Annotated in this window: 18 protein-coding genes; 2 read left to right on the forward strand and 16 right to left on the reverse strand. The window is 43.9% G+C overall.

Annotated elements, in window-relative coordinates; all coding sequences use genetic code 11:
- Positions 1–89: 89 nt before the first annotated feature.
- The 4 genes from ABFY19_RS10325 to mraZ all read right to left on the reverse strand — a co-directional run bounded on the left by ABFY19_RS10325 (position 90) and on the right by mraZ (position 4,242).
- A complete protein-coding gene (locus tag ABFY19_RS10325) occupies positions 90–2,219 on the reverse strand; it encodes a stage V sporulation protein D (RefSeq protein WP_418790571.1) in 2,130 nt (709 codons plus the stop codon).
- A 60-nt stretch (positions 2,220–2,279) separates the two neighbouring features.
- Positions 2,280–2,771 carry a hypothetical protein gene (locus ABFY19_RS10330; protein WP_418790572.1) on the reverse strand — a complete coding sequence of 164 codons (492 nt, stop codon included), beginning with the start codon at positions 2,769–2,771 and terminating at the stop codon, positions 2,280–2,282.
- A 29-nt stretch (positions 2,772–2,800) separates the two neighbouring features.
- A complete protein-coding gene (gene rsmH / locus ABFY19_RS10335) occupies positions 2,801–3,736 on the reverse strand; it encodes a 16S rRNA (cytosine(1402)-N(4))-methyltransferase RsmH (protein WP_418792589.1) in 936 nt (311 codons plus the stop codon).
- A 68-nt stretch (positions 3,737–3,804) separates the two neighbouring features.
- Positions 3,805–4,242, reverse strand: coding sequence for a division/cell wall cluster transcriptional repressor MraZ (mraZ, locus tag ABFY19_RS10340; protein ID WP_418790573.1), 438 nt, complete (start codon positions 4,240–4,242; stop codon positions 3,805–3,807).
- A gap of 373 nt (positions 4,243–4,615) precedes the next feature.
- On the opposite strand from mraZ, the gene ABFY19_RS10345 reads away from it, so the two are divergent.
- Together ABFY19_RS10345 and ABFY19_RS10350 are read left to right on the forward strand one after the other, a co-directional pair.
- Entirely contained in the window at positions 4,616–4,954 is a 339-nt protein-coding gene (locus tag ABFY19_RS10345; RefSeq protein ID WP_418790574.1) for a DUF3796 domain-containing protein, read from the forward strand.
- Positions 4,954–5,157, forward strand: coding sequence for a helix-turn-helix transcriptional regulator (locus tag ABFY19_RS10350; RefSeq protein WP_418790575.1), 204 nt, complete (start codon positions 4,954–4,956; stop codon positions 5,155–5,157). Before ABFY19_RS10345 ends, ABFY19_RS10350 begins: the two co-directional genes overlap by 1 nt.
- A gap of 419 nt (positions 5,158–5,576) precedes the next feature.
- Here ABFY19_RS10350 and ABFY19_RS10355 read toward each other — a convergent pair whose 3' ends face one another.
- From ABFY19_RS10355 to ABFY19_RS10410, 12 genes are all read right to left on the reverse strand, one after another.
- Positions 5,577–8,681 (reverse strand): type I restriction endonuclease subunit R, encoded by a 3,105-nt coding sequence (locus ABFY19_RS10355; protein ID WP_418790576.1) that lies wholly within the window; start codon positions 8,679–8,681, stop codon positions 5,577–5,579.
- On the reverse strand, positions 8,678–9,352 hold the full coding sequence (locus ABFY19_RS10360) for a restriction endonuclease subunit S (protein ID WP_418790577.1): 675 nt from the start codon (positions 9,350–9,352) through the stop codon (positions 8,678–8,680). The genes ABFY19_RS10355 and ABFY19_RS10360 overlap by 4 nt, the downstream gene beginning before the upstream one ends.
- On the reverse strand, positions 9,339–10,364 hold the full coding sequence (locus tag ABFY19_RS10365; RefSeq protein ID WP_418790578.1) for a virulence RhuM family protein: 1,026 nt from the start codon (positions 10,362–10,364) through the stop codon (positions 9,339–9,341). Before ABFY19_RS10365 ends, ABFY19_RS10360 begins: the two co-directional genes overlap by 14 nt.
- Positions 10,361–11,926, reverse strand: a complete 1,566-nt coding sequence (locus ABFY19_RS10370) for a type I restriction-modification system subunit M (protein WP_418790579.1) — start codon at positions 11,924–11,926, stop codon at positions 10,361–10,363. The genes ABFY19_RS10365 and ABFY19_RS10370 overlap by 4 nt, the downstream gene beginning before the upstream one ends.
- Before the next feature lie 421 nt (positions 11,927–12,347).
- On the reverse strand, positions 12,348–13,403 hold the full coding sequence (locus ABFY19_RS10375; RefSeq protein WP_418790580.1) for a Fic family protein: 1,056 nt from the start codon (positions 13,401–13,403) through the stop codon (positions 12,348–12,350).
- A 234-nt stretch (positions 13,404–13,637) separates the two neighbouring features.
- Positions 13,638–13,763: a hypothetical protein gene (locus tag ABFY19_RS10380; protein ID WP_418790581.1), complete on the reverse strand. Its 126-nt coding sequence runs from the start codon at positions 13,761–13,763 to the stop codon at positions 13,638–13,640.
- Positions 13,764–13,809: 46 nt separating this feature from the next.
- Positions 13,810–14,793, reverse strand: coding sequence for a metal-dependent hydrolase (locus tag ABFY19_RS10385; RefSeq protein ID WP_418790582.1), 984 nt, complete (start codon positions 14,791–14,793; stop codon positions 13,810–13,812).
- Between the two features lie 105 nt (positions 14,794–14,898).
- Positions 14,899–15,702 (reverse strand): histidinol-phosphatase HisJ family protein, encoded by an 804-nt coding sequence (locus ABFY19_RS10390; protein ID WP_418790583.1) that lies wholly within the window; start codon positions 15,700–15,702, stop codon positions 14,899–14,901.
- Positions 15,703–15,758: 56 nt separating this feature from the next.
- Positions 15,759–16,325: a PsbP-related protein gene (locus ABFY19_RS10395; RefSeq protein ID WP_418790584.1), complete on the reverse strand. Its 567-nt coding sequence runs from the start codon at positions 16,323–16,325 to the stop codon at positions 15,759–15,761.
- A gap of 45 nt (positions 16,326–16,370) precedes the next feature.
- Positions 16,371–16,787 (reverse strand): hypothetical protein, encoded by a 417-nt coding sequence (locus ABFY19_RS10400; protein ID WP_418790585.1) that lies wholly within the window; start codon positions 16,785–16,787, stop codon positions 16,371–16,373.
- Between the two features lie 30 nt (positions 16,788–16,817).
- A complete protein-coding gene (gene floA / locus ABFY19_RS10405; RefSeq protein ID WP_418790586.1) occupies positions 16,818–17,831 on the reverse strand; it encodes a flotillin-like protein FloA in 1,014 nt (337 codons plus the stop codon).
- Positions 17,832–17,855: 24 nt separating this feature from the next.
- Positions 17,856–19,172, reverse strand: a complete 1,317-nt coding sequence (locus ABFY19_RS10410) for an NfeD family protein (RefSeq protein ID WP_418790587.1) — start codon at positions 19,170–19,172, stop codon at positions 17,856–17,858.
- Between the last annotated feature and the right edge of the window lie 4 nt (positions 19,173–19,176).

Below are 19,176 nucleotides of genomic sequence, written 5' to 3' on the forward strand. Positions count from 1 at the left end.
TCCTTATTATTGGCATCAAAATACCAATTTATCCATAAATATGCAGCGGGATTGGATGTTCCAACATCTAATCCCGTCAAAAAAATTCATTACGGAGATGGTTCCCAAACAGGGGAAGAGAAAATAACAGTTACAGATGCCCCTGACTTCAACTTGGTTCCGGGAGGCAAGTTCTGTTCCACAGCGATCCCTGTTCCCTCAGGGTTTAGGTGAAGGCCCAAACTTCCCAGAAGCTGTCCTGCCTCCCTCATAGTCATACCGGTCAGGTCAGGGACTGTACGCTCCTGGCCTTCCGGAATATCCCCCCCGCGCTGCCCCAGATATATAATTACCTCAGACCCTGCCGGTATCTTGGCCCCGGCTTTAGGCTGCTGGTTATTGACCCAGTTCCCCTCACCCTCAATCCTCGCCTGAAGCCCTGCTTCCCTCAGAATCACCTGGGCATCTTCCAGAGCAGTATTAACAAGATCAGGAACAAGCACCTGAGTCTGATCTTCTCTTTTTTGTATCTCTTCCTCACTGAGTTCAGGTGTTACATTAAGATAACGCAATGCATCTTTGGCAATATTTTTAAATACCGGTGCCGCAAGCTGCCCACCATAGTGCAGGCCCGGTTTAGGTTCATCGATAATAACCAGAATAGCTATCCTGGGATCATCTGCCGGTGCAAATCCGGCAAATGAAGCCACATACTTGCCCTGAACATATCCTCCCGGTCCTGCCTTTTGTGCCGTCCCGGTCTTCCCGGCTACCCGATAGCCTGCAAGATAGGCATTTTTACCGGTGCCTGAATTAACTACTTTTTCAAGTATCAGTGACAGCTGTCCGGCTGTATCTTTTGATATGACCTGCCTGACAGGTTCGGGGATATACTCTTGAACAACGTTTCCTTTGTTATCAGTTATTTTTTCAATAATCCTGGGCTTCATGAGAATACCATCATTGGCCACAGCCGACATTGCCGTAATTAGCTGGAGGGGGGTCACCGATATTGACTGGCCGATTGCAATTGTAGCAATATTTATAGGTTTGACATCCTTCTCCGGAATAACAATCCCTTTACTTTCCCCACTAAGGATAATACCGGTCTTCTGCCCGAAACCAAAAGCATTTAGATACCGGTAAAACTTTTCACTGCCCAGTTTCAGCCCTACTTCAACAAAACCGGGATTACATGAGTTCATGACAACTTCCTCAAACGACTGGGCCCCATGTGCCTGGGGGTATTTCCAGCACTTTATGCGGCGGTCACTTACTATTGCAAACCCAGGGTCATAGAACCTGTCATCAGGCCTTACAACCCCTTCCTCAAGAGCAGCGGCAGAAGTAATAATCTTAAAAGTAGAACCGGGTTCATAATTAAGCATTATAGCCACATTACGCCTGTTTTCAGCAGGGTAACTGGCGTAATCTGCCGGGTCATAATCAGGCCTGGAGCCCATGGCCAGGATGGCCCCGGTTTCAGGCTCCATCACAATTATAGAAGCACTCTTAGGTTCATACTGGGCTATTATGTTATCCAGTTCCCTTTCCACAAAATACTGTATAGTTTCATCCAGGGTAAGCCAGACATTATTTCCCGGCACAGGAGAAATTCGTTCATGGAGAGCCTGCGGAATCTGCCTGCCCCTGGCATCTTTTTCGATAATAATACGCCCTTGGGTACCTGACAAATACTCATCCATCTTGACTTCCAAACCATCAAGTCCTTTGTTGTCATACCCCACAAAGCCAAGAATGTGAGAAGCAAGTTTCCCTTTGCTGTATGAGCGCTTGCTTTCCTCAATGACATCAATCCCAGGAAGGTTTAGTTTCTTAAGTTCCTGGGTAATTTCAGGATCAACTCTTCTTTTAATGTATTCAAAATTAGTTTCCTTGGTAATCCTTTTATATACCGTTTCATATTCCATACCAAGAATATCGGCAATTTCCCTTGCTGTTTTTTCGGGGTCACCATCCTTTATTAGAGGCGGAAAGGCACAAATAGAATCGGAGCTGATGCTAACCACCAGCTCTTCACCGTTCCTATCAAATATAGTACCCCGCTCAGCCGGTATGGGAATGTCGTCCATACGGTTCAGCTTGGCTTTTTCTTTCAGTTCCTCACCACGGACGAACTGTATCCACGCCAGTCTTCCGATCAATAAACAAAGAACAACACCAACAGCTATAAAAAGTTTGGTGACCCGTTTCCTAATGACTATACTTGTGGCCTGCACCTGAAGTCAACCCCTCTTTTTTCTATTGGTTGCTTCAACTCCGCCAGGTTTAAACCCCGATCATCCGTTGATTAGACTAGTTAGGGCCTGAACCAGGGAATTTCTTTTCTGCTGTTCTTCCACCGGCTCTTCCAAAACCTCAGCAGCAGAAGCAATCCCCGTCAAACCATTTGAGCCGAATTTAGAAGATTCGACAGGGACAAATTCAACTCCTTCTGTCAGCTCAGGTTTTTCCATACCCAGCTTGACAGTGGCCAAATACTCTATGTTTTCAAGTGATTTCATCTCATCAATTTTACACTGTAATATCTGATTTTCAGTCTTCAGTTCCTGAAGCTGGTTTCTCAGAGCTATGATATCGTATCCTGCCGAGGCAATCTCCACATTCCGGTAAACAAGCAAAAATGCAAGGCAAAGAGTAACTACTGCTATAACACAATAAACAAACTTAGGTTTTGCCTTAACCCTCCGGACCTTCCTTACTACGGTCCTGTTATTATGCTGTTCCCGCGGAAGATTCCGGTAGTCAAAACATTCTCTAGCTACTAACAAACTTATTCATCCTCCCCATTGTTTAGAACTCAGCACTTTTCCGCTGCTCTGAGTTTGGCGCTTCGGGCGCGCGGGTTGACTTTCAGCTCTTCCGGTGTGGGTAATACAGGCTTCCCGGTAAGGACTTTAAGCTCCTGCTTTTTATTGCAAGTGCAAATAGGCAAACCGGGAGGACAGATACATGATTTTGATAATTCCCGGAAAACCTCTTTGGCAATTCTGTCCTCAAGGGAGTGAAATGATATCACACAAACCCGTCCTCCGGGCCTTAAAATATCGACAGCCTCATACAGTGCTTTCCTGAACCTGTTCAATTCATCGTTAACCGCAATTCTCAAAGCCTGAAAAGTACGTTTTGCCGGATGCGGGCCTTCCCTTCTGGCACCTGCCGGGACAGCCTTTTTGATAATTTCCACAAGCTCTCCTGTTGTATGTATGGGACTTTTCTCCCGATAGTCTACAATAAACCGGGCAATCCTTCTGGCCCATTTTTCTTCCCCATACTCTCTGATTAATCCGTTTAATTCGTCTTCAGTCTTTTGATTAACAATATGCTCTGCTGTTACAGGATCTTCCGGATTCATCCGCATGTCCAGGGGCGCATCCTGCATATAGCTGAAACCCCGTTCTCCCTCATCAAGCTGATGTGATGACACTCCAAGATCAAAAAGCACTCCATCTGCTTCTCTCAGATTCAATTGTGCGAAAACATCTTTTAACCTGTAATAATTACTGTGAACATATACAACCCTCTTACCATAACTATGCAGCCTTTTTCGTGCAGCTTCTAATGCATTGGGATCCTGGTCAATACCAATAACCAGGCCACCGGGTTGGATTTTCTTTATTATCTCTATTGTGTGCCCGCCTCCACCCAGTGTGCAATCTACATATGTTCCACCCTGCTTAATATCCAGGTACGTCATAACCTCATCCAACATTACAGGAACATGGTGGAAATTCATCCCGCCTTCACCTTCTAAACATTTCACATTTAAACATTTTACGTTTAAACATTTAATATTATTAGTCATTAAATACCAATGTCAAACTCTACTATTTTCTCTGCAATTTCCTCATAAGCTGGCTCAGCTTCACTGCTGTATTTATTCCAGTTTTCTCTGCTCCAAATCTCTACCTTGGTGGATACTCCCAATACAACCACATCTTTTTCCAATGCGGCGTGTTCCCTTAAGTTCACCGGGAGTAATATCCTGCCCTGTTTATCCAGTTCACATTCAGTGGCTCCCGAAAAAAACAGTCTTGCAAAAGCCCTGGCATCCTTGCTTGTTGATGGAATTGTTTTGAATTTCTGTTCAATTTGCTGCCAGGCTTCCATGGGGTAAACAAATAAGCAGTTATCCAGTCCTTTTGTAGCAATAAACTTTTCACCAAGACCATCCCTGAACTTTTGGGGGATAATCAGCCTTCCTTTTGCATCTACAGTATGTTGATACTCCCCCACAAACATGGCCTTTCACCTGCCTCCACAAAAGCGGGTTTCTGAAACACTCTTCCCCACTTACCCCCACTTTATACCACTACTATTCTCTATAATCGAATAAACTCCTCCTAAACTTTAGAGTTTTTTTTAAATTATTTTAACTGAATATCCCTTGTTTTCTTGCTATTATTGACAAAATCTCATTTTTGCACAATATGTTGTGTGCCCTCTGATAATAATCTCTATTGGTTGTGTTTCTGAGTTTTTAGGGGGCAAGGATGTTTTTTTGATTTAATTACGCTCCCTCTATTTGAGTGGCAAACAGCATTTGACAATACACCCGCAATGTGATATATTTATAACATAAAGTTATCTATTTATAACATTAGGGGGTGGCTATATGAAAACTAGTTGGCCTAAGTATTTAGGGTTGTTAGGATTTATAGGTCTCTTGAGTCTAGTTACCGGTAACATGGGACTGATTGGCTTCTTTGGCTTTTTTGGTTTTTTTGGATTTGGCAAATATCTTAATGACGAAAGACTTGAAACCAATATAAATAAAGCAGCAAAAAACTGCTTTATTTCCTCATTAATTGTATACGCTCTAACAAATATAATATTTGCATTTATACCAGACTTTAAGGTTTATGCTATTGCGTTTTCAATAAACTTTTTGCTTATTATTCTAGTATTTGTAATATCCTTGAAAGTTTATGAAGGACAGGTGATTAATGATTAATGTCACTACAAACTAAAATCAAAGAGTTTCGAGTTAAAATAAATATGACTCAGGAAGATCTTGCTAAAGCAGTAGGTGTTCGCAGAGAAACAGTAATCCACTTGGAAAAAGGGAAATATAATCCTTCATTGAAGCTTGCACATGATATAGCCAGAACTTTGAATACAACCATAGATGAATTATTTACCTTTACAGATGATTAACAACCATTCCATCCTTTTGAAATAAAAAAGCCCTCTACTCAGCAATAAATGCATTGTAGAGGGTTGTATTGTTTTTGAACCTCACAATTCTTATTACGAGAGGGGGGGATGTGTTCCGGAAGGCGGAGTCTGTCGTCAACCGGTCCAAAGCCGCTGCAGAGGGTTTGGGTAACCGGTTGAGACGTTGCCCGCCGGAGGAATATATCCCCCCCTCTCCTTATTACAATTTAATATTCAAACAAATGCAGCTCCTCTATGATGCTCCCTTCTGAATACTCCACCTGGCATCATCCTTTATAAATATTATCATTTGTACTTATATGATAATATTTATCAGGTTTTTTCAAGAGACTTAATTTGTCGGAGCATGTTAAATACTTCTGGATGGCAATCCACATTCAAAAGGAAATAGGCTCAGGCTATACCAATCCCAAATACTTCTCAAAAAATACGAGAAGCTTGTCAATAATGCCCTGTTTCTTGACTGCTCGACCGCCACTGGAAAAACGTGATACAGGCGGTATGATTTTATCAATGGCCGTGCCTGTCGTTTTCAGGGCTCCATCGCGAAAGGCATTGTCTATGAAACGCCTGGTTTCCTCAGGCTTTAACTTCTCTTCTTCAATAATTTCTGTGATATCCGTTTCCATGCGCTCATGCAAAAATTTACGCCAATCATCATCTATCTTTGTCGATATATTGACCTGTTCTATGAAATGCTCAATAAGTTCTTTCTTGCTGCGAAGCTCCATGCTCGAATTAATGGCTTTATCGATAGTTGTAAGAATGCTCTTGTCCTTGCAGTTAGATTCATGATATTTCGCCACAAGCATGAGAATATAGTCAATGTTCACCTCGATCTGCCGGATGAGCTCAATCTCGAACACAATGTCGTCATTGATGCTTTCTTTGTCGCCGTCGGCGCCTTTCTTAAATTCTTGATACAAATCGATATAGATGCTCTGGTAGTCTTGAAAATCTCTTTCGGGCAAAATTTCATTTCCTGCGAAGTCATCAAAGGCCGAAAGGATGTTCCGGAGCCTTAAAATCGCCCCATATAATCTGATAAAGCCCTTTTGCGCTTCTTCGCCGATGATGGCCTGTCCCAGCGGATATTGCTCAGTAAGGTCAGTTATCAGTTCTTCGTAGCCCGGCTTGTGTTCGCCATACTCATCATAGCCGTTATAGTATTCGCTGTATGTTTTTAGCAGCACAATACCTCTTGCGTCCTTATTGCCGAAAAGAGCAATGGCCTTGTCTGTGGCCTCCTTCAAGTCACGAAAACAGACAATATTGCCAAAGGTCTTTACGCGATTTAAAATACGATTCGTCCGCGAAAACGCCTGAATCAGTCCATGCTGTTTCAGGTTTTTATCCACCCACAGCGTGTTGAGCGTGGTTGCGTCAAAGCCTGTCAGGAACATATTAACCACAATAAGCAGGTCAACCTGGCGGTTTTTCACGCGAAGGGAGAGATCTTTGTAGTAGTTTTGAAACTTATCAGATGACGTGTCATAATTCGTATTGAATGTAGTATTATAATCCCTGATTGCCGCATCAAGAAAATCGCGTGAACTCTGCTCAAGGTTATCTATATTGAAATCCTCATCCGGCAGCACACCATCCTGGTCTTCCTCATTTGCGCTGAAGCTGAAAATGGTAGCAATGGTGAGATTACGTTTCTTTTCTGCAATCTGCTTCTTGAACTCAGCGTAGTACCTTATAGCCATCGGGATTGACGCGGCCGCAAATATGGAATTAAACCCTGCTACACACCTTGTTTCACGCTTTTCAATAATCGTCTTGGGATTTTGCTTGTCAGCTTCTTCCCATTTAGCTGAAAACGTATAGAAACTGCTGCGCTTTGTCTTCTGGTCAAAGTGTTCTAAAATATATGTAACGATTTCACTAATTCGCTGGGGGTCTGCCAAGGCTTTTTCACTGTCTATAGCATGCACCTGTTTGTCTTTGATTTGGGCAGGTTTCTTGATAGTATTGATGAAGTCGATCCTGAACGGCAACACATTCCTGTCATTAATAGCGTCAACGATGGTATAAGTATGCAGTTTTTCGCCAAAAGCCTGCTCGGTTGTCCGAAGCAGCGGGTTGCCACCTGTTCCGGCATTCGCGGCGAAAATCGGCGTTCCAGTAAACCCAAAGATATGGTAGTTCTTAAAGCTCTTTGTAATGGCCTGGTGCATATTACCAAACTGAGAGCGATGGCACTCATCGAATATCAATACAACGTGCTTTTTGTAGATGTCATGCTGCTTGTTTTTACGGATAAATACATCCAATTTTTGAATCGTTGTGACGATAATCTTGTATTCATGGGGATTGCCTTTTTCATTCTTGTCTTCCAGCTGCCGCTGCAGAACCCTCGTTGACGTGTTGCCGTTTGCCGCACCCTTTTCGAAGCGGTCATATTCCTTCATCGTCTGATAGTCCAGGTCTTTGCGGTCAACAACGAACAATACTTTGTCTACATAGGGCAAGGCTGTGGCTAATTGCGCCGTTTTAAAACTGGTCAGGGTCTTGCCGGAACCGGTCGTATGCCAGATATAACCACCCGCATTCATCGTTCCCGTTTTCTTGTAGTTGGTCGATATTGTAATACGGGACAAAATGCGCTCGGTTGCCGCGATTTGATACGGACGCATGACAAGGATTAATTCCTCTGAAGTGAATACGCAATATTTGGTCAGCACATTCAGCAGGGTGTGCTTGGCAAAAAATGTCTTAGTAAAATCAACAAGATCGGCAATGGCTTTATTATTTGCATCCGCCCAAAAGCTCGTAAACTCAAAGCTGTTGCTTGTTTTCTTGCTCCGTCGACGGCCACTGCCTGTTTGCTCCTTAGTATGCGCGTCCCGGGTGGTGTTGCTGTAATACTTTGTATGTGTACCGTTGGAGATTACGAAAACCTGTACATACTTAAACAAGCCCGTGGAAGCCCAAAAGCTGTCGCGCTGGTAGCGGTTGATCTGATTGAAGGCCTCCCGGATGTCAACACCGCGCCGTTTCAGTTCTACATGAACAAGCGGCAGTCCGTTTACGAGGATTGTCACATCGTATCGCGTTTCATGCGTACCGCCTGATTCCTTATACTGGTTGATGACCTGCAAGCGGTTATTATGGATATTATTTTTATCCAGTAAATAGATATTCTTGGTGGTGCCATCGTCGCGGCACAAAATCTGGACATGGTCGTCCTGGATTTTCCGGGTTTTTTCCACAATGCCTTCATTGGCGCTGGCGATGCACTCAGCAAAAAACCCGTCCCATTCCCCGTCTGAAAAGGCGTAGCTGTTAAGCAGTTCAAGCTGTCTGCGGAGATTGGCAATCAGCCCCGCTTCATCGTGTATGTTAAGATATTCGTACCCCTGAGAGGTCAGCAAGCGGATAAATTCACGTTCTAAGTCAGCCTCGCTCTGATACGACTCCAAGCGGGTGCTGTATTCTGGTGTATATTCCGCAACAACTGTGCTTTCATTGGTTGAAGCCACAATGTTATATGTACTCATGCCGATTTCTCCTTAAAGGTTAGCAGCTTGTCCCTGTAGTATTCGTATTGCTTGCGCCGCGCTGTAAGCTCCGCTGTAAGCTCCGCTGTAAGCTCCGCTGTAAGCTCCGCTGTAAGCTCCGCTGTAAGCTCCGTGAAATTGTCCAGTATCCGGACAATTTCACACTGCACAGGCAGAGGCGGGAGGGGAATACTAACTTGTTCTAACTTTTGAGGTGAAACTTCTATGACCTTAGTACCGTTTGCGATTTTCTTCTTCTGTCTAAAAAAAGCCACCGTTTGGAAATAATATGCAAGATACTTAGGATCTTGATTGTGCTTGAAAATTGCAGCGTGGCCACCTGTAACAATTTCCTCGTCTCCAAGCCATGCGACACACTTGCACACATCGTCTACATTCTCGCTGGTAATAGCAATTACCAAATCGCCAGTATTAACTTTTTTCAACTGTCTGGCAAGATCAGGCGAAACATAAGTTTTTGTTTTGTCTGCATATGTTCCAAAATACGTGTAAATCTGACCATAATGTATACAGCCCACACCCGTTTCCGTGAAGTCTTTCTTTTGCAACCCGTTGCCACGAATCATTGTGCCGAATTCGCCCAACGCCTTATATTCCACTCCATCCGGACAAAGCTCCGCAATCAGTTCTTCCAGTTTACTCATTGGCATTGCCGCCCTTCTCCATCAGCCGTTTCACTTCACGGTCAAAATCCGATATGATCTTCTGTGTTTTGTTGAATTCGGCATATTCAACCCCAGCTTTTTCAGCGGCCATTTGCCTTGAAACTTTACCTTTGTCCGGTAAAATCTCATATTTGCGAAAGGCTAGAAATTCATTGATACTTGCAGAAAACTCCTCCATTGTGAAAGTGTTCTCCCGCTCAATCAAATCTTCTATATAATCGAAATAACCCGAAACTGTCCTTTCCAGCCTTCTTATCTGCGTTTCTTTCAAATAATTTTTAGCGACAATAACATCTGTTTTCAGAATACGTCCTTCCGGTGCGTTTTTCCATGTAGTTAATCCCATGTTTTCTTTATTTCTGTCAGCTTTTGAATAGACAATTTCAGCAGCTGTCTGTCCAGTAATAGCATAATGGAATTTGTTTTGTACCATGGCATAAAAATCGTGCGTTACTGGGGAATCTTTGTCATAGTCAATACTACACTCGGCAAATATATCTGTAATTTGCTGCCACATACGGCGTTCACTGGCCCGAATTGACCGAACACGCTCTAACAGTTCTCTGAAATAATCTTTCCCGAAGGCTGTTTTCCCTTGCTTCAACCGTTCATCATCAAGAGCAAAGCCTTTTGTGATATACTCTTTCAATATTCCAGTCGCCCAGATGCGAAAATGTGTGGCTCTTCTAGAATTCACACGGTAGCCAACTGAAATTATTGCGTCAAGATTATAGAATTGCGCTTCTTTAGTCTGTGTTTTATCAGGCATTGCTCCATGCGCAGTGGTTCTTTCCATTTTGGAAACAACCACTTTTTCATCAAGCTCGCCATCTTCAAATATGTTCTTTAAATGCTTGCTGATTGCCGGAATTTGTACGCCAAATAATTCAGCCATAGCCTTTTGTGTCAACCAAATCGTTTCGTCTTTGATAACCGCATCTACGGACACATCTTCTTCAGCGGAACGATATACTAAAAATTGAAACTCCTGATTCATGCTCCCACCTCGATTTCCGCAATGATTTTAGCAATCTCGTCACGCAAAACCTGTTCACGCGCCACAATTGCCTCTATCTCGGCATTAAGGGCAACAATATCAATAATTTCTCTTGTATCTTCCTGTTCCACATATGTGGAAACGGAAAGATTGTAATCCTGTTCGGCAATATTGGAATTAAGTACAAGCTTTGCAAAATGCTCTTTGTCTGACCTTTCTGCATATGATGCAATTATCTTATTTATATTTTCCTGCGTCAGCTTGTTATTGTTGGTGACCTTCACACATTCCTTTGATGCATCAATAAACAAAGTGCTGTTCTCCGCCTTGGACTTTTTCAGCACCATAATGCAGGTGGCAATGCTTGTGCCGTAAAACAAGTTGCCCGGCAGCTGGATCACGCAGTCAATGTAGTTGTTGTCAATCAAGTATTGCCGTATTTTTTGTTCTGCCCCGCCCCTATACATCACGCCGGGGAAGCAAACAATCGCTGCAGTTCCATTAGTAGCCAGCCAGGAAAGACTGTGCATGATAAACGCAAGGTCTGCCTTGGATTTTGGTGCGAGCACTCCCGCAGGGGAAAACCTCGGGTCGTTGATTAAAATCGGATTGCCGTCGCCTTCCCACTTAATGGAATAGGGCGGATTTGATACGATGGCTTCAAAGGGCTCATCATCCCAGTGCAGCGGGTCAGTCAGCGTATCGCCGTGGGCGATATCAAACTTATCATAATCGATATCGTGCAGGAACATATTGATACGGCAGAGGTTATAGGTAGTGATATTGATCTCCTGTCCGAAAAAGCCCTGACGCACGTTTTCTTTTCCCAGAATCTTAGCAAACTTCAGAAGCAAAGATCCGGAGCCGCACGCAGGGTCATAGACCTTATTAACCTCGGTTTTTCCCACCAGTGTAAGGTTGGTAAGCAGTTCGGAAACCTCCTGTGGTGTGTAATACTCGCCGCCGCTCTTTCCGGCGTTGGAAGCGTACATGCCCATTAGAAACTCATAGGCATCACCGAATGCGTCAATCGTATTATCCTTATAATCACCGAGCTTCATCTCGGCGATGCCATTCATGAGCTTGACCAGCTTTTCATTGCGCTTGCTCACTGTGCCGCCGAGCTTATTGCTGTTTACGTCAATATCGTCAAATAGGCCCTTGAAATCATCTTCGCTATCCGTTCCTTGCGCAGATGCCTCAATATTGCTGAAGATTCGTTCCAGCGTTTCGTTTAGATTTTCATCATTTTTCGCACGACCATGAACATTCTCGAAAAGCTCGCTCGGCAGAATAAAGAAGCCTTTCGTCTTGACTAAATCTTCGCGCGCTTGCTCTGCATCGATCTTAGATAGCTTGGCGTAGTCAAACGTGGTATCCCCGGCTTCGTGCTCTCCGGAATTGATATAGGCAGTGATATTCTCAGATATATAGCGGTAAAACAGCATACCGAGGACATACTGCTTGAAGTCCCATCCGTCCACGCTACCCCGCAAATCATTGGCAATATTCCAAATGGTACGATGCAACTCTGCACGTTCCTGTTCTTTTCTGTTATCCATTTTTGACCTCCTTTCCAATTTCTTCTATAAAAATCCGCAAAAATCCTCTTTTTTGCATTTTGAGTATAAGTCTGAAACACCTGCTTAGCGGGGTTTTCATTATACAAAAAAACCTCTACTCAGCAACAAATGCATTGTAGAGGCTTGTATTGTTTTTGAACCTCACAATTCTTATTACGAGAGGGGGTGGATGTATTCCGGAAGGCGGAGTCTGTATGACTTAACGGGGCAGCTACTTAATAATTCGGGCTAAATATTAAGAGTGGCTGATATTTTCCGGAACGACGAGTCTGATGTCAGCTTGTCGGCGACTGCAAACTGCAGGAGCCGGTAACAAGCTGAATCGTTGCCGTCGTGCAGGAATGTATCTGCCGCTCCTTAACATTATTGCAATATTTTAAGACTGCCCCATTCAGTTCCTCTATGATGCTCCTTTCTGAATACTCCACCTGGCATTTCGGCCAACTTCAATTACTTTTATAAGCCCTTCTTCTTTTAGTTCTTTTAGAGCCCGGTAAATTGTAGGCCTGCTTATATCTGGACAAACCCTCTCGATATCTGCAATAGTGAAATCACCGATAAAATGATTAATTGCCTCTTTAATCCTCTGGCTTTTACTCCCCTTATAAGATGCAACTTCACCTACCCTTTCCCCGAACTCACAGTAAGCGGCCAGGATAATACTAAGGAAATATTCCAGCCATGGAAACAGAATATGTTTTCCTTCATGCCAGCTTTGGGAAGAGACATATAAAGTATCATAATAGGATTCTTTAGTTTTTTCGATCAGCTTTTCAAGACTAATGTACCTGCCTACCTCATAATCAAATTTATATAACAACAGCAAGGTTAGCAGCCGTGCCATACGACCGTTTCCATCAAAGAACGGGTGGATACAGAGAAAATCAAGCACAAAAACACCAGTTAAAATTAAGGGGTCAATCTGCTGTGCGTCAAATTCCCTTTTATAGGATTCACATAATTCTTCCATTGCGCCAGGTGTTAGATATGCGGGTACCGGGTTAAACCTGACAAATTGCGAACCGTCTGATTTTATTTCTCCGATAGCATTATCAGTGGGCTTCCAAGTGCCGCCTTGGGCTGATGTGAATTTATACAAGTCACGGTGGAGCTGTCTTACTACCCCCGGTGTTATTGAAATATTATTATAAGAAGCATGAATAGTTGCCAAAACATCTCGATAACCGGCAATTTCCCCTTCAGAACGATTCCGTGGGCTAGTTTTGTCTTCCATGAGCTGCTTTAAACGTTTTGCCTGGATTGTTATCCCCTCAATGGCATTAGACGATTCGGTGCTCTGTATCACCGCAACCTGCTTTAGAGCATCCAGTACTTGGGGTGACTGCTGCCTGTACATTTCCTGCTTACCTTTATACTGATTAATTTCCCCAATCAAACGGACAATTCCCATAGGCACATTAAGTTTTGATAGTTTACCATCCCTAAATGACATCATAAATGTTATCATCCTTTATAAAAGTTATCATTTGTACTTATATGATAACTTTTATCATGTTTTTTTGCAATAGACTTAATTTGTCGGAGCATGTAGTAAATTTTATCACACAGATTTTTTAATTTATCTTCCTAATCAGCTTTGCAATTACTTTTCTTCTTTTTATTATTTCTTCTAAAAGGACCTCATAAGCGGTCTGTATGACTGAATGGGGCAGCTACTTAAAAATTCGGGCTAAATATTAAGAGTGGCTGATATTTTCCGGAACGACGAGTCTGATGTCAGCTTGTCAGCGACTGCATACTGCAGGAGCCGGTAACAAGCTGAATCGTTGCCGTCGTGCAGGAATGTATCTGCCACTCCTTAACATTATTGCAATATTTTAAGGCTGCCCCATTCAGTTCCTCTATGATGCTTCCTTCTGAAGAAAAGCTTCAATTCTACTTCTGCGACGCCGTACCGGTTTTTTAACCTGCAGCTTTTCAGCGGTAACCGTGCCGCCCTCGCTTAAATAAACTGTGACGCCATGTACTCCGCCCAGGTTAAGCAACTGAGCATCATACCATTCCACCCTGTATCCACCATCTACCCGGTTAAAATTATAAAAGGGAAACCGCGCCCTTTTTAAGAAAACATCCACCAGTTCCGAATCACACGATTGTCTGATACACCTGTGATATGAAGCGGAAACAAACTCCTTGACAATCAAGATTTCCTCTTTCCTGGTATCAACACTTATATAGAGGTACTGGCTCCTTGCTTTATAAAAAACATCCCACATAAATGGACTAATAGCAGAAGGCAAAACATATACCTCGGCATCCCTAAATCTAGGACCCACTTCGCCTGCAGCCATCCGGCGGGCCTTACGTTTTTGAATAGCCCTCAGTATCAGATAAGCTGCAATCATTCCAAAACCCATGCCGGAAAACATCATTTCTTTGCCTGGAAAATGGTAAACCAGATATACACTGCCAAACATAGATATAATTATAACCGGATCAAAGAACCAAATTAGGTCAAAACTATACTTTTTTGATGAAAACGGGTAAAAAAGCGGCAGTCCCCAGGGTGTAAACGAGTCCATCAGCAAATGTCCCGCCAATCCGGCACCAACCATGACTAAAATCGCCGACAAACTACCCAGCGGGGTAAAAAAGTAAATCCCTCCTGAAATCAGTGCCCAAAGTACAACTGCACCAAGCAAGGAATGAGTTATTTCACGGTGATATTTGTAAAATGTTTTTGGTCCTTTCAAACCTGCCACAACATCCAGGTCTGGGGCAATATTAGCAACAATCATTGTCACTGTGCCTGCAAGACCGAACTTGTGATTAAGCCCGAGACCGGCCATCATTGTACCCATCAAGCCGTGAGAAATCAAATCCACAAACTATCATCCTTTCATTAAATTCCAGTTAAGCTACCGATTAACAACAACAAAACCCATTAAATAGTATACCATATTAAACACCATTTAGCATCATGAATACAATTAGATGTAATAGTAATTTTTGTTTCTGCCCGTAAAAGTAACGACTTTTGTATAACCGGCACTTTTTAATACGGCAACAGCCTCCTTGAAGCCCACCCCCACATATTGCGGCTGATGGGCATCGGAACCTAAAGTAACAGGCACTTTATATTTATGGCAAAGTTTTACAAAAACAGTATCAGGATAAATTTCTCCCGCAGGCACTCTTAATCCGGCGGTATTTATTTCCACACAGACCCCGGAAGCAGCTATTTCCCGCACTGTATCCTCATAAATTCCGGTAACGTCCCGGTCAGGCCGAATCCCAAATTTCTTGATTAGGTCAGGATGAGCCATGCTATCGAAAATGCCGCTGGCCGCCGCTTTTTGCACGGTGGTAAAATAATAATGATACAGCTCATATATGTCCCACTTATCATATCCCTGTCTGTGCCTGGGATTATCAAAACCCCAGCCGTCGAGAAAGTGTATCGAGCCCAACACATAATCAAAATCATGCCTTTTCAAAACTGCTAGCAACTCTTTTTCCTTACCTGGTATAAAATCCGCTTCAATACCAAACTTGATAGGAAAAGGATAATACTTTTCCTGCATTTCCCGTACCCGTCCGGCATAAGTGTCCAGTTCCTCTTCCTTCATGGCAATGGAATTGTCCCTCTCTTCTGCAGGCAGAAAATACATTGGAATATGGTCGGCAAACCCTATTTCCTTAAGTCCCTTTTGCTTACCGACCACAACAAATTCATCCATTTCACCGGAAGCATGACCACACATTTTGGTATGGATATGATAATCGATGGGCATCAAATCTTCCTCCCAGCATCTATAATAACTCGTCCCTTATCTGTGCGATATTAACTTTAAAGCGTCAGGCTTTCCAACATTGTATGAACAAGCCCGGCATACTGCTTTTGCTGAGCTTCCGGATAAAAGAAGCTAAACCTGTATACCTTTTCTCCATTTTGAAAGAAGTATTCTTCTGCATCCAGCCGTGCTGCTCCGCTGCCCCGGCTGTACCCGAGTATAAAATACTGTTTATCGCCCTTCATTTCTTGTCTGAAGCTCAGCGAATCATAACCTGGAACCATTTTCTTTTGATATTTAAGTACATATTCCGGGACAGTTCCTGACATTTTCATTACCTGCATGAGGCCATAAGCTTTTTTGTCCGGACTTTCAAAAGTAACATTTTCAATTATTGCCTCACTCGAATAATCCCTTTCAGTTCTAAGAACCCAATTCCGGGGATAACTAAAACTAAACCCCTCTGAATCTGAACTGTAAATCAGCATATTGGCCGCATCCCCCGCAACATCCGCGGTCGGGATGTAATAACTGACCGCTAAAAGCGGGCACATCACCCCAACAAATACAATTACCGTCCAAATTAGTCTTCTTTTAACTAAAATAACCAGAGACCTCTTCACAAAAACCACCTCCGGTAATATATATGAGGTGGCGGAAAGTTTATTCTACCTCTTTTTTCTCCGTGCCAACGGTGGTTGAAGAAGCTCACTCATAATAAACCCGTTGACAACATCCTGACAATCTATTTCACCGGGCCCGGCCTCTGGATAATCTGCTACCGGCAATACACCCTCCCGGTGCTGTTTTGTTTCCCTTAGCACACCTTCCCTGCCCGTATAATCAGATTCCTGACTGCTATTTCCGGCATTTGCAGCTTCTTTGGGCCTGGCTCTCCTAGGTGTCACCGGTATTTTATCAGCGGCAGGGCCGGCCCATCCTGTCTCCTTTTCGCTAGTACCCTGCCGGTTATTGCCTGGGAACTGCCATTCACCGGGAAACTCCTCCATCATCTCAGGCAGTTTTTTCCCCAGGAACCTGAAAAAAATATATCCGATAAATACAATTAACCAAAATATTTCCAATGTAAAACCCTCCCAATTCAGAATCCGCGGTTAACGATCTTTTCTTTGTCCGCGTTCTCCTCCGGAACCATCTGCCTTGGGGCCGGTTTTGCTAATAGAATCCCTCATCTGGGTATCGGCTAAAATATTCTGCATATTGTAGTAATCCATAACACCCATCCTGCCATTTTTTAGGGCATCAGCCATCGCTTCAGGGACTTGAGCTTCCGCCTCTACGACTTTAGCCCTCATTTCCTGAACAGCGGCCTTCATTTCCTGTTCTCTGGCCACAGCCATTGCCCGGCGTTCTTCTGCCTTGGCCTGGGCAATCCGTTTATCCGCTTCAGCCTGGTCAGTTTGGAGCTGTGCGCCAATATTCCTGCCAACATCAACATCGGCAATATCTATAGAAAGTATCTCAAATGCAGTCCCTGCATCAAGCCCTTTACCTAGGACGGTTCGGGAAATCATATCCGGATTTTCCAGAACAGCCTTATGGTGGTCTGCTGACCCAACCGTAGTGACCACTCCCTCACCAACACGGGCAATAATAGTCTCCTCCCCGGCACCGCCAACCAGCCGGTCAATATTGGCCCGGACGGTAACTCTTGCAATAGCCTTAACTTCAATTCCATCCTTTGCTACCGCAGAAATCAGCGGTGTTTCAATAACCTTGGGATTAACACTCATCTGTACGGCTTCCAGGACATTCCTTCCGGCCAAGTCAATAGCCGCTGCCCGTTCAAAGGCAAGAGGAATATTCGCCCTTTCTGCTGCGATCAAGGCGTCAATGACCCTGTCGACATTTCCGCCGGCAAGGTAATGGGCTTCCAACTGGTTAGCAGTAACCGCCAATCCCGCCTTGTCAGCCTTAATCAAAGGATTGACAATCCTGGCAGGCGGAACCCTTCTTAAGCGCATTCCAATAAGCGTAATTATTCCGATTTTAACCCCTGCCGCCAGTGCTGAAATCCACAGGCCCACAGGTATAAAACTCAGAATGATAGATACAACTATAATCCCAACAGCAAACAAAAACAGGGGTATTAGTACTGCAAGGTCCATTTTTTTGCCTCCTTTAAATTTTATTTAAGCCTCTTTTACTACCACCCGGCTACCCTCAACCAGGACTACCCTAACAGGAGTCCCTGCCGGGATAAAGCCACCCTCACTAACCACATCCACCCGGTCACCGGCAAACTCAGCTGTTCCCGCAGGCCTTAGTGGAGTAACAGCCGTTCCCTCCATACCCTGGTATTTTTCCATTCCCCTTTTAGGGGTAATGTAACCTGTGGCGGTATCAAGCTTCATCCCTAGAATCAGCTTATCCCACATCCCGCGGCGACCAAGGACTTTAATAAAAATATATAACATAACTATACTTCCAACAAGAGCAGCAGTAAGGGAAATCACTGCCTGCTGCGGACTTGTTGAAGCAAGGAATACACTCCATATAACCATTCCCAGTCCCAGAAGACCGGCTGCCCCAAACCCTGGAATGACAAAAATCTCCAGTAATACAGCGATTACCCCTATAACAAACACGAAAACCGCTAGCCACCCTGTTACTCCTGCCATCATATGGCCTGCGAAGTAAACACCCAGGGAAATAAGACCAACAATTCCCGGTACTCCAAAACCAGGGACAAATACTTCTGTAATCAAACCGGCAAATCCAACCATCAACAGGATGGGACTGATAAAGGGATTAACCGTCCACCATGCCAGAGTTTCCCCAAACCCCGGTTTATATTCAACAGGGTTATAATTAAGCCCATCCTCTTCTTCCAGTTCTGCTATCAGGGCATTTCTGTTCCTGACCACCCTATCGGCAACTCCCAGTTCAACCGCTTTATCAGCCGAAAGGGAAAGAATTTCACCGGCTTTCTTAATATCTTTAACTTCTAATTCCCGGTCAGCCATACCACGAACAATTATGGTATTGCGCCCATGCGCAGAAGCAGCTGATTCCAGGTCGGAAATCCATGACCCCAGTATTTTAGGGGTGTTCGGAATGGGCTCAGCAGCGCCAATACTGGACCCCGGCATCATATATATCTTATCCCCTGACAGTGATATCAATACTCCTGCCGACTTGGCCTGACCCGTTACAAATGCTGCAATGGGTATCTTTGCAGAGAATGCTGCTTTTTTAATTGACTGTGCTGACTCAATTAGCCCTCCGGGAGTATCAATTTCCAGGATAATTTTCGCGGCGCCGCTACTTTCAGCCCTGGTGATACTCCGTTCCACAAAACCGGCCAACCCTGGCTCTATCTGCCCTTTAACTGGAATAAATACAATTTCGGTCACCGATGTGTCAGCCGATCCCATATCTGTCCACAGCATAAAACCCACAATGATTATTGCCAAGCAGCATATAATACGTAAGCTGCGGTTTTTCACAACC

The sequence above is a fragment of the Phosphitispora sp. TUW77 genome, assembly GCF_048453025.1.
In the GTDB taxonomy this organism is placed as follows: domain Bacteria; phylum Bacillota; class Thermincolia; order Thermincolales; family UBA2595; genus Phosphitispora.

Bases quoted from the DNA above. Each gene is read 5' to 3' on its own strand.
- ABFY19_RS10375 (WP_418790580.1), bottom strand. From the start codon at position 13,403: ATGATGTCATTTAGGGATGGTAAACTATCAAAACTTAATGTGCCTATG.
- ABFY19_RS10355 (WP_418790576.1), bottom strand. From the start codon at position 8,681: ATGAGTACATATAACATTGTGGCTTCAACCAATGAAAGCACAGTTGTT.
- mraZ (WP_418790573.1), bottom strand. From the start codon at position 4,242: ATGTTTGTGGGGGAGTATCAACATACTGTAGATGCAAAAGGAAGGCTG.
- ABFY19_RS10370 (WP_418790579.1), bottom strand. From the start codon at position 11,926: ATGGATAACAGAAAAGAACAGGAACGTGCAGAGTTGCATCGTACCATT.
- ABFY19_RS10360 (WP_418790577.1), bottom strand. From the start codon at position 9,352: ATGCCAATGAGTAAACTGGAAGAACTGATTGCGGAGCTTTGTCCGGAT.
- floA (WP_418790586.1), bottom strand. From the start codon at position 17,831: ATGGACCTTGCAGTACTAATACCCCTGTTTTTGTTTGCTGTTGGGATT.
- ABFY19_RS10365 (WP_418790578.1), bottom strand. From the start codon at position 10,364: ATGAATCAGGAGTTTCAATTTTTAGTATATCGTTCCGCTGAAGAAGAT.
- ABFY19_RS10350 (WP_418790575.1), top strand. From the start codon at position 4,954: ATGTCACTACAAACTAAAATCAAAGAGTTTCGAGTTAAAATAAATATG.
- rsmH (WP_418792589.1), bottom strand. From the start codon at position 3,736: ATGAATTTCCACCATGTTCCTGTAATGTTGGATGAGGTTATGACGTAC.
- ABFY19_RS10390 (WP_418790583.1), bottom strand. From the start codon at position 15,702: ATGCCCATCGATTATCATATCCATACCAAAATGTGTGGTCATGCTTCC.
- ABFY19_RS10345 (WP_418790574.1), top strand. From the start codon at position 4,616: ATGAAAACTAGTTGGCCTAAGTATTTAGGGTTGTTAGGATTTATAGGT.